The organism is Deltaproteobacteria bacterium (genome assembly GCA_003696105.1).
Lineage (GTDB): Bacteria > Myxococcota_A > Polyangia > Haliangiales > J016 > J016.
Window position 1 is genome coordinate 1 of the sequence record RFGE01000331.1, and the last position, 9,466, is coordinate 9,466.

Sequence of the window (9,466 nt, forward strand, 5' to 3'; positions counted from 1 at the left end):
CGCTCGGCCACCGCGCGCTCGAACTGCTCGATCGCGGCATCGACCTTGCCCTGCTCTTTCAGCGCGAGCCCCTGGCGGTAAAACGTCTCGGCCCGATCGGCCCGCGCCACGGCGGGCGCGGCGAGCATCACCGCGAACGCAGCTGCGATCCACGCACGTATCATGCGGCGAGGATAGCAGCGGCAGCGCCCCAGCGGGGACCGTCGCGCGACGGGCCGCGCCCACGGGCGCCGGCGCACCGGCAGCCGCCGGTGCGTCACATCGCCGACCGGCCGCCGCGATTGGCCGGCGCGTCGCCGGCTGCATCCGCACGTGCGAGCGGCGGCTCGGCGCCGGCGGCGAGCTCGCCGGTATCCGCGATACCGGCCGCCACCCGAGCGGACGCCGCGTTGACGGCCGCGAGTTGAACCTGCTCGATCACCGCGAGGTAGCCGTGCATCCGGGCGAGCACGCGCTCGCGGCTTCGGTCGATGTCCTGCGCGTAGCGCAGCTGCTCCGCGACGGCGGCGCGCGCCCGCGCGTACTCGGCGCGCGCGACCGGGTCGCGCGCCTCGCGACCGCGTCGGTCCAGCGCGTCGAGGCGCGCGGCCAGCGCGGCCGCGTCCTCGACGGCGCGCCCGGCGGCTGCCGCCCGCCACTGGCGAGCGGTCGCGAGCACCTCGAGCACCGCGTCCTGCACCGCCGCGCGGGTGGCGTCGTCGGCGGTCGCGGATTCGTCGACGCGCCGCCACAGGGCGACCGCCCGGGCGGCGACCGCGGAGACCTCGTCGCCGGGCGCACCGCGGAGCGCGCGCGCCGCCTCCGCGACCCGATCGCGACTCCACCGCACGTGACGCGGCACGAGCGCGACCGCACCGATCAACCCGAACGCCGCGCCGCCGATCGCCGACGCGAGCCACGGCGGCAACGACGCGAGCTCTCGCGCGGTGGCGATGGACCCGAAAGTCGCCCTCGCAATCACGACCAGGATGGCCGCCGCGGCCACGGTAGCGACTGCGCGGACGCCGCGGACGCGCTGGGCGCCGCGCAGCGCCCCCCACGCCGCGAGCACCGTCGCGGTCGCGAGCGCCACCGCCACCGCCGTGCCCTGTGCCGCACCGGCCGATAGCGCGCCGCCCACGGCCGCGCCGGCAGCGATCATCGCCGCCGCCGCCCGATGAAATTCCGCATGTCGATCGAAACGTAGGGCCACCGCCATGGCAGGTGTGAACGCACCAGCCGCCCCGCGGATCTGGCCGCCGGCCACGCCCTCGGCCGACGCCGCCAGAAAGTTGGGCCGCCCCGCGCCGTGCGATAGCCTGGGGCCGATGGTCTCGCTCGCCGAGTTGCTGCCGCGCGGCTCGTTGCTCGATGGCGCCATGGGCACCGAGCTGATCGGGCGCGGGCTCGATCTGTCCGTCGAACCGCCGGAGCGGTGGAACGTGACTCGGCCGGACGCGGTGCGCGACGTCCACGCCCGCTATGCGGCCGCCGGCGCCGTCGCGGTGCAGACCAACACGTTCGGCGCGAACTCCTTCCGCCTCGCAGCCTATGGAGTCGCCGGCGCGGTGCGCGAATGGAACGCCGCAGCCGTCCGGCTCGCGCGCGAGAGCGCCCCCGGCTGCGCGATCATCGGGTCGATCGGCCCGACCGGCGCCACGCCGCCGCCCGAGGGCGATGCGATCCTCGCCGACCTCGAAGCGGCGTTCGCCGAACAGGCCGCCGCGCTGGCCGACGCCGGCGCCGACGCGCTCCACGTGGAGACGATGTACCACCCCAAGGAAGCGCGCGCCGCCGTGCGCGGATGCCGCATCGGCGCGCCCGGCGTGCCCGTCATCGCGTCGTTTACCTGCCGCATCGAGGCGGGCCACGTCACCACCGGATTCGGCTTCCCGGCCGAGTCGCTGCTGCAGGCCTTCCTCGAGGAAGGCGCCGCCGGCGTCGGCGTCAACTGCACGCTCGCCCCCGCCGACATGCTCGACGCCGTCCGCACGATCCGCCGGCGGACGGCGCTGCCCATCGTTGCACGTCCCACGATCGTGCCGACAAACGCCGCGCCGCTGCTGCCGGGCGAGTTCGCCACCGGCGCCCTCGCGCTGATCGCGGCCGGAGCGACCGCGGTCGGCGGCTGTTGCGGCACCGGCCCCGCGGACATCGCGTCGGCTCGCACCGCGCTCGACACGGCGATGCCCGACCTGCGCGACGCGCCCGTCTCCGCCGCGCCGCCGCGCGCGTCCACCGCGGCGTAGGCGCGCGCACCGTTTCTCTTTCGCACTCGGACACAAAAAGAGCGGCCCGACGTCGAAGCCGGGCCGCCCGAGGGGCGAGCAGGAGGGGGGAGTTCCTGCTGCGGGTGGGAAACGGGCCGCTCGCGCCGCTACGGAGCCGCCCGGTCGCGGCAGAAGCCGTACTCGAAGTACTCGCAAGTGCAGTCCGGCTCGTCGCCGACGCACGTGCCGCCGTCCGGGTCGGTGCAGTTGACGCCGACGTAGACCGGCTCGCAACCGTGATCGAGGCAGTCGGCCTCGTCGGCCGCGTCGGCGCAGGTAAACGGCGGCTCATCGGGGCACAGCGCCTCGGGAATGCACACGCCGGTGTAGCAGCCGTCGGCGACGCCCGGCAGCGTGCCGCTCGGGCACACCGGAGGGGCGATCTCGCACACGGCCGGCTCGTAGCAGTTGCCCGGATTGACCGGCTCGCAGCCGTCGGCGCCGCACGGCGTGCAGGTGTTGCGATCCTTGTCGCACTTCATGCCCTCGCCGCAGTCCGCGTCAGCCGAACACGTCCCGGTCTCCTCGCACGTACCGTCGACGCACACGCAGCCCTCGAGACACTGCGAGTCGTCCGTGCACGGCGACGGCACGCACGTTCCGCGATCGTCGCATTCGTAGCCCGGGCCGCAGTCGCCGTCGTCCGTGCACGTCCACGACCCGACGCACGCGCCGCTGGCCTCGTCGCAGTAGGTGCCGTACGGGCAGTCGGCGTCCGACGTGCAGAGCTCGCCGGACCCCTCGGGGACGCAGGTGCCGCGGTCGTCGCACACCATGCCGGCGCGGCAGTCGGCGTCTTTTTCGCAGAAGCCGGTCTCGACGCACGCGCCGTCCTCGCAGTAACAGCCGGCCGCGCAATCATAATTGTTGGAGCACTCGCCCCAGCCGCCGTCGCCGCCCGGGTAACAGTCGCCGTAGTCGTCGCAATACCAACAGCCTGTGTCGTCGCAGTACGTGTAGCCGCCGCCGCTGTCGTCGCGGTCGTCGAAGTAGATCGCGCACCCGCCGAGGGCGGCGCCCGCCAGCGCCAGGGTCGCAATGCTCAACAGCGTTTTCGGGGAGGTGGTCATGGTCGTGTCCTGTTCGTGCCTGTTGGACAAGGTGGCCGGGTTGCCGTTCCGGCGCAACCCGGTGCATTCGACGTGCCACTCTGGCAAGCCGCCGAAACGACCGGGGAGAGGCTCCCAGCGACGGCACGCGCCCGAGGGAGAATCGACACTCCCGCCCGAAGTCTGACAGCCGTGTCGCGAAACACCCGCGATCTTGCCGTCGTACGCGGGCGCGGACCGGGCCGCGCGCGAGCGTGCGCCGGCGGCGGGGCTCGCCGCGCGCCACGGGCCGCCGGGGCCACGGGACGACCGCCAACGACTGTTCACGATCGGGTGTCGCGCGAGGTTCACACTCCCGGGCCAGCGGTACGCCGCTCGCCGGCGCGGCCTCACCGGTCCGGCCCGCCGTCGAGCACCGCGCGGATCGTCTCCTTGAGCGTGTGCCGCGGTCGAAAGCCGAGTTCCCGCCGCGCGCGGCTGCCGTCGACCATGCACACGTAGCGGATGAAGTCGAGCTCCGGCACCGGGAACGACGTGAGTCCGAGCCGCCATAGCCCGGACAGCACCGGCTTCGCCAGCGGATGCGGGATCGGCACCGTCGGCTTGCCGAGTTCGCGCAGAATCGCCGACAGCGGCAGCTCGCCCGGCCCCGTCACGTTGAACACGCCGCGCGCCCCCGGGCGCAGCGCGCACACGATCGCCTCGACCACGTCGAGCTCGTGAATGACCTGGACCATCGGATCGAACCCGAGCAGCGTCGGCACGCGCGGCAGCCGCAGGTAGTTCGACGGCGCGTTGTGCACGCGCCCGAGGATGTGCACCGGGCGCAACACGACCGTCTCGATGTCCTGCGCCTTCCAGAAAAACGACGACACCATGTGATCGACCTCGACGAGGTCGCGCATCTGCGGCATCGCCTGCGCGCCGAGCAACGGCGCCTCCTCGGTGAGAAACTGCGCGTTGTCCGGCCGCGGTCCATATACGTTGGCCGACGACAGCACGACGACCTTCGGCACGCGGTACGTCTGGCAGTACTCGAGCAGCTTCGCCGTGCCGCTCACGTTCCACGAATACAGGTCCGCCGCGCGCGCGCGCGGCGCGTGCATGACGCTCATGTGGACGAGGGCGTCGACGTCCCCGGCGCGAAACACGTCGCGGGCCTTCTTCTTGCGCAGGTCGACCTGAACGTGGTCGACATCCTTCGGCCGGTCGGGAAACGGACGGCGATCGATGCCGACGACCTGCACGTCCGGCTCACGGTGCAGCCGGCGCGCGACCAGCCGCCCGAGCCGGCCGGCAATGCCGGTGACGACGATGCGCCGGCGGCGGTCGCCCGACTCGCAGCGTGCGTCAGCGGAAGACACCGGTGCGCTCCCGCAAGCCGATGTGGATCATCGACTGGATCGTGTTCTTGACGGCGCGCACTTTCTCCTCGAGTACGTCGTCGTCGTCGTCCGGGTCGCCGCGAAACCGCATCGGCTCGCCGAAGTACAGCCGGTACTTGACCGGCAGCGGGACGATCGGCACGAACGGCGGGTACGGCACGACCGGGAACGCGGGCATGTCAAGCAGCCGCGCCAGCGGACGCAGATTGACCGCGGGGGCCTGCTCCTCGGCGCCGATCACCGCGACCGGGACGATCGGCGTGTCCGTTTCGAGCGCGAGCCGCATGAACCCGAGCCCGAACCGCTGCAGTTGGTAGCGCTGCGAGTACGGCTTGCTGATGCCGCGGGCGCCCTCGGGGAAGACCATGATCGCCTCCTCGGCCTCGAGCAGCCGGCGGCAGTTCTCGGGCGTGCCGGTGATCTGCCCCCAGCGATTGAACCAGTACGACGCGAACGGCACGGTCGGCACGAACTTCTCGATCATCGACCGGACCATGCGAGGCGGGTCGAGTTCGAGGAACAACGCGGTGCCGATGACGAGGCCGTCGAACGGGAGCTGGCCGGAATGGTTGGCGACGATGAGCACCCGGCCCGCTCGGGGCACGCGGTCGATGCCGTGCGCCTCGGCGCGGAACCAGTGGCGATACAGCCACCGCGCCGCGACGAACCCGTACTTGAGGTGATTCCTGCTGAAGCCGAACGGGTCGTAACCGTACTCGTTTTGCCGGATGGTGAGCGCCCGCGTCTTCTGCTCGAACTCCGGCCCCAGCCGGGCGTCGACGAACTCGTCGCAGCGCTTGCGGAGCCACTCCAACGCGCCCATCGGCGGCACCGTAGCACAGCCGAGATTTGGTAGGATGCCGCCATGACCGCCGAGCCGCTGGTCGACGTTCGCTACCGTGGACTCCTGCTGGCGACGGGCGTGCCGCTGCGAGACGTGCGCCGCGCGTCCGCGTTCGTCGCGGTGGACGAGCCGATGCCGGTGGGCACGCCGGTCGACGTCGCGATCGACGGCGGCGTGACCTGCACGGCGCGCGTCGTCCACGTGCGGGAAAAGACGGACAGCGCACCGCACGCCGGTATGTGGATCGCCGTCGGGGACGACGCGCCGGACGAGGTGCGGGCGTGGTGGGCCGAGCACGCGACCGGCGACGACGAGGCGGCGGCAGACGCGCCGGCCGAACCGGCGGCGGCAGACGCGCCGGCGGCGCAGGAGGGCGACGCGCCGAACGAACCGGCGGCGGACGCGGCGGCCGAACCGGCGGCGGCGGACGCGGCGGCCGAACCGGCGGCGGCGGACGCGCCGGACGCGGAAGCGGCGCCGGACGCCGGCGCCGTGGCCGTGCCGCAAGCCGCGGTCGACAGCGGCGGCGCCCGCACCCAGATCATGTCCGCCGTCGACCTGGCGCAGATCGAAGCGCTCGCGTCGGGCGAGCCGTCGGGCGAGTTCGAGCGGCGCGCGGCGGAAGCCGCCGCCGCGGGCGTCACCGGCGCCGACCCGCCCGAGGCGGCCGACGCCGCGCCACAGCCGGATCCGGCGCCCGCCGAGGTCGCGGCCGCCGAAACCGCGCCGGCGTCGAAGCGCGCGCGGGGTCGCAAGCAAAGAACGACCGGCAATGGCGACGGCGGCGAATCGACCAAGAAACGCCGCCGCGGCCGGCGCAAAGGCAAGCGCAAGTCATAGCGCCAGCGCGGTCGTCACCGCGGCGCTGCCGACCGCGCGCGGCGGCGCCGCAGCCACCAGCGCGTCGCGAGCACCGCGGCGACGACCGCGAGCAGCGCCCACACGACGGCCGCGTACGTGCGCGCCCACGCCTGCAGCCGGTCGAGGTTCGCGCCGACCGCCGACCCGGCCGCGATGACGAGCGCGTTCCACGCCGCCGCGCTCAGCGCCCCGTAGCCGACGACCTGTCGCCACGTCATGCCGGCCATGCCCGCGGCGACGAAGAACAGTCCGCGCACCCCGGGCACGAACCGATTGACGGCGAGGTACCACGGCCCGTGCCGGCGAAACCGCGCGACGAGTCGGTCGACCGCGCGGGCCGCGTCCGCGCCCCGCCGCCGGGCGATCGCGCCGCCGACCCGGAACGCGACGAGCCCGCCGGCGACCGAGCCGACCACCGCGGCCGCGTAGACCGCCCAGAAACTCCAGCCGCGCGCGCTGATGAGAATCGCGCCGAACAGCGTTACAGTGTCGCCGGGAAATGGCGGGAACACGTACTCGACGGCGGCCGACGCGGCGAGCACGGCGAGGCCGACCGGGCTGTTCGGCTCGGTCAACATCGACAGGAGCCAGTCGGTGACGGAGTGGGCGTCCACGGTCGTGCCTCCGCGCGTGCGGCCGGGCGACACGGTAGCCGTCCCCGCACCGTCGAGTCCAGCGCCTGCCGACCGCCTCGCGCGCGGACTCGACCGGCTGGCCGGCCGCTACCGCGTGCGCACTGCCGACGACGTGACGCGCGCCAGCGACTACCTCGCCGGCGACGACGCGCGCCGCGCGGACGAGTTCAACGGCTACCTGCGCGATCCCGACGTCCGGGCGATCGTGTGCGCGCGCGGGGGCTACGGCCTGTTGCGCATCCTCGACGACCTCGACGCCGACGCGCTGCGCGCCGACCCGAAGCCGATCGTCGCGTTCAGCGACGGCACCGCGCTGCTGGCGTGGGCGGTCGCCGCCGCGGGCGTGCGCCCGATTCACGGTCCGGTCGTCACGCAGCTCGGCGATCTGCCGGACGAAGACGTCCGCGCGCTGTGCGATCTGCTCGAACGCCCCGAGCCGCCGCCGGCGCTCGCCGGCGACGGCGCGATCGGCGCGGCGGCGGATGCGGAGATCGACGGCTGGCTCGCCGGCGGCAACCTGACGCTGCTCGCGCACCTGGTCGGCACGCGCTACGCGGTCGACCTGCGCGGCGCCATCGCACTGATCGAGGACGTCGACGAGCAGCCGTACGCGATCGATCGCTACATGACGCGAATCGCGCTGGCGCGCGGGTGGGCGGGCTGTCGCGCCGTCGCGGCGGGGACGTTCGAGCGGTGCGGCGACAGCGGCGCGGCAGCAGTGGTGAACGAGCGGCTGCGCGCCTTCGACCTGCCCGGCGTCGCCGGCCTGCCGATCGGCCACGGCGCGCGCAACCGGGCCGTGCCGATCGGCGCGCGCGCGCGGCTTGCGCCCGGCCGCGCCTCGCTCGAGTTGCTCGAGGGAGCGGTCGCGTGAGCCGCGCGGTGCTGGCGGCGTGCGTCGCCGCGGTCGCGTGCGGCGACACCGGCGCGCAGCCGGACGCGGCGCCCGAGTTCGCGCTCGTCGCCGTCACGTTCAACACCGGAACCGGCCCCGACCTGCCGCACGACGGGCCGCCCGACGACGGCTACACGTCGGCCGACGCCGCCGTCACCGATCAATATTACGGCAACGGACTCGCGTGGACCGCGTTCGTCGACGACACCGCGCGGTTCTTCGCGCAGGTGCGCCCGGACGTGGTCGCGTTTCAGGAGATCTTCTACTCGGGCGACTGCGCCGCCGTGCCGCCCGACAAGCGCACCGGCTACGTGTGCGAAACGTGGGCCGAGGGCGACCCGACCGTCGCGCAGCTCGTGCTCGGCGCCGGCTATCAGGTCGCCTGCCATGTCGGCAAGCCGGACAAGTGCATCGGTGTGCGCCGCGCATTCGGCACGATCCGCGGCTGCGACGCCGACCTGTGTGTCGACGGCCTCGACGGAGCGCCGGTTGCCGGCTGCGGCAGCGGGTCGCGCGTCGGCCGGGCCGTCGTCGACCTGGCGGCGGGCGGTTCGCTCACGGTGGTCAACATCCACGGCACGTCGGGGCTCGCGCCGGAGGACACCGCGTGTCGCGTCGCCCAGTTCGATCAGGTGTTCGTCGATCTGGACGGCGCGCCGGCGGCCAACGGCGCGGTCAACCTCGTGCTCGGCGACCTGAACATCGACCCCGGCCGGTTCGCCGGCCAGGAGGCCAGCGCGACCCGGTTCGCCGAGTTCGCCGGCGACGGCAAACCGTTTCACTTCCTCACCGACGTCGGACCCGACGCGACCCCGACCTACCAGGGCGCGCTCAACATCGACCACGTCGTGTCCGACCGGCTCGCGGGATCGTGCTGGGCCGCCGGCGTCACCGACGGCCACCCGCCGGTGCACGAGGCCGTGTTCTTCGACCACGTGCCGATCGTGTGCACCGCGTTCGGCGCCGCGCCGTGACGCGCGCGGCGGCCGAGCGGGTCAGTGGACGACCGGGTCGTCGCTGTCTTCGATCTCGATCGTGCCGAACCGCTGCTCGTAGCGCTCGATGTTCTTGAGCAACGCGCGCAGCAGCCGCTTGGTGTGCTTCGGCGACGAGATGATGCGCGCGCGCACCTTGGCGCGCGCGTTGGCGGGCTGCAGGAACGCGAAGTCGAGCAGGAACTCGTTTTCCGTGTGGTTGATGAGCACCAGGTTGGAATAGACGCCCTGTGCGGTGTCGTCGTCCAGCTGCAGCTGAATCTTGGGCGTCGATTTCGGGGCGGGATCGGCGTCGGCCATGGCGCAACGGTACACCAGCCCGGGCAGCCCGCCGGAGCCGGGACCGTCCGGCTCGCAAAGGCCGGACCTTTTTGCTACCGTACGGGGGTGGGGTTTCGGTTCGACGAGGTCATGACGGGGACGTGGGCGCCCGTCGACGCGCCCGAGGACCGGAGATTCTTCCAATTTTCCGCCCATTTGCACGCCGCCTCGGCCCGGGCGCACCTGCGCGACCCGACGATGCGGCTCACCGGCGAGCTGCGCGCCGACGGGC

General features: G+C 73.4%; 10 protein-coding genes. 4 read left to right on the forward strand and 6 right to left on the reverse strand.

The genetic code is table 11. The features are described 5' to 3' along the window. Positions 1–256: 256 nt before the first annotated feature. A complete protein-coding gene (locus tag D6689_20650; GenBank protein ID RMH37747.1) occupies positions 257–1,141 on the reverse strand; it encodes a hypothetical protein in 885 nt (294 codons plus the stop codon). A gap of 55 nt (positions 1,142–1,196) precedes the next feature. On the opposite strand from D6689_20650, the gene D6689_20655 reads away from it, so the two are divergent. Beyond that, the gene (locus D6689_20655) at positions 1,197–2,228 is read left to right on the forward strand and encodes a homocysteine S-methyltransferase family protein (protein RMH37748.1); all 1,032 of its coding nucleotides are present in this window, start codon (positions 1,197–1,199) and stop codon (positions 2,226–2,228) included. Positions 2,229–2,356: 128 nt separating this feature from the next. Here D6689_20655 and D6689_20660 read toward each other — a convergent pair whose 3' ends face one another. From D6689_20660 to D6689_20670, 3 genes are all read right to left on the reverse strand, one after another. Next, the gene (locus D6689_20660; protein ID RMH37749.1) at positions 2,357–3,319 is read right to left on the reverse strand and encodes a hypothetical protein; all 963 of its coding nucleotides are present in this window, start codon (positions 3,317–3,319) and stop codon (positions 2,357–2,359) included. A gap of 368 nt (positions 3,320–3,687) precedes the next feature. Continuing rightward, positions 3,688–4,662 carry an SDR family oxidoreductase gene (locus D6689_20665; protein RMH37750.1) on the reverse strand — a complete coding sequence of 325 codons (975 nt, stop codon included), beginning with the start codon at positions 4,660–4,662 and terminating at the stop codon, positions 3,688–3,690. Continuing rightward, entirely contained in the window at positions 4,649–5,506 is an 858-nt protein-coding gene (locus D6689_20670) for an acyltransferase family protein (protein ID RMH37751.1), read from the reverse strand. The genes D6689_20665 and D6689_20670 overlap by 14 nt, the downstream gene beginning before the upstream one ends. 42 nt (positions 5,507–5,548) lie before the next feature. On the opposite strand from D6689_20670, the gene D6689_20675 reads away from it, so the two are divergent. Then, positions 5,549–6,367: a hypothetical protein gene (locus tag D6689_20675; GenBank protein RMH37752.1), complete on the forward strand. Its 819-nt coding sequence runs from the start codon at positions 5,549–5,551 to the stop codon at positions 6,365–6,367. 14 nt (positions 6,368–6,381) lie between these two features. Here D6689_20675 and D6689_20680 read toward each other — a convergent pair whose 3' ends face one another. After that, positions 6,382–6,966 (reverse strand): DedA family protein, encoded by a 585-nt coding sequence (locus D6689_20680; GenBank protein RMH37753.1) that lies wholly within the window; start codon positions 6,964–6,966, stop codon positions 6,382–6,384. Between D6689_20680 and D6689_20685 the strand changes: the two genes are divergently transcribed. Beyond that, on the forward strand, positions 6,848–7,897 hold the full coding sequence (locus D6689_20685) for an LD-carboxypeptidase (protein ID RMH37754.1): 1,050 nt from the start codon (positions 6,848–6,850) through the stop codon (positions 7,895–7,897). The genes D6689_20680 and D6689_20685 overlap by 119 nt on opposite strands. Beyond that, on the forward strand, positions 7,894–8,892 hold the full coding sequence (locus D6689_20690; protein ID RMH37755.1) for an endonuclease/exonuclease/phosphatase family protein: 999 nt from the start codon (positions 7,894–7,896) through the stop codon (positions 8,890–8,892). Before D6689_20685 ends, D6689_20690 begins: the two co-directional genes overlap by 4 nt. A 21-nt stretch (positions 8,893–8,913) precedes the next feature. On the opposite strand, the gene D6689_20695 is transcribed toward D6689_20690, so the two are convergent. Continuing rightward, positions 8,914–9,213, reverse strand: a complete 300-nt coding sequence (locus D6689_20695) for a DUF3467 domain-containing protein (GenBank protein RMH37756.1) — start codon at positions 9,211–9,213, stop codon at positions 8,914–8,916. Between the last annotated feature and the right edge of the window lie 253 nt (positions 9,214–9,466).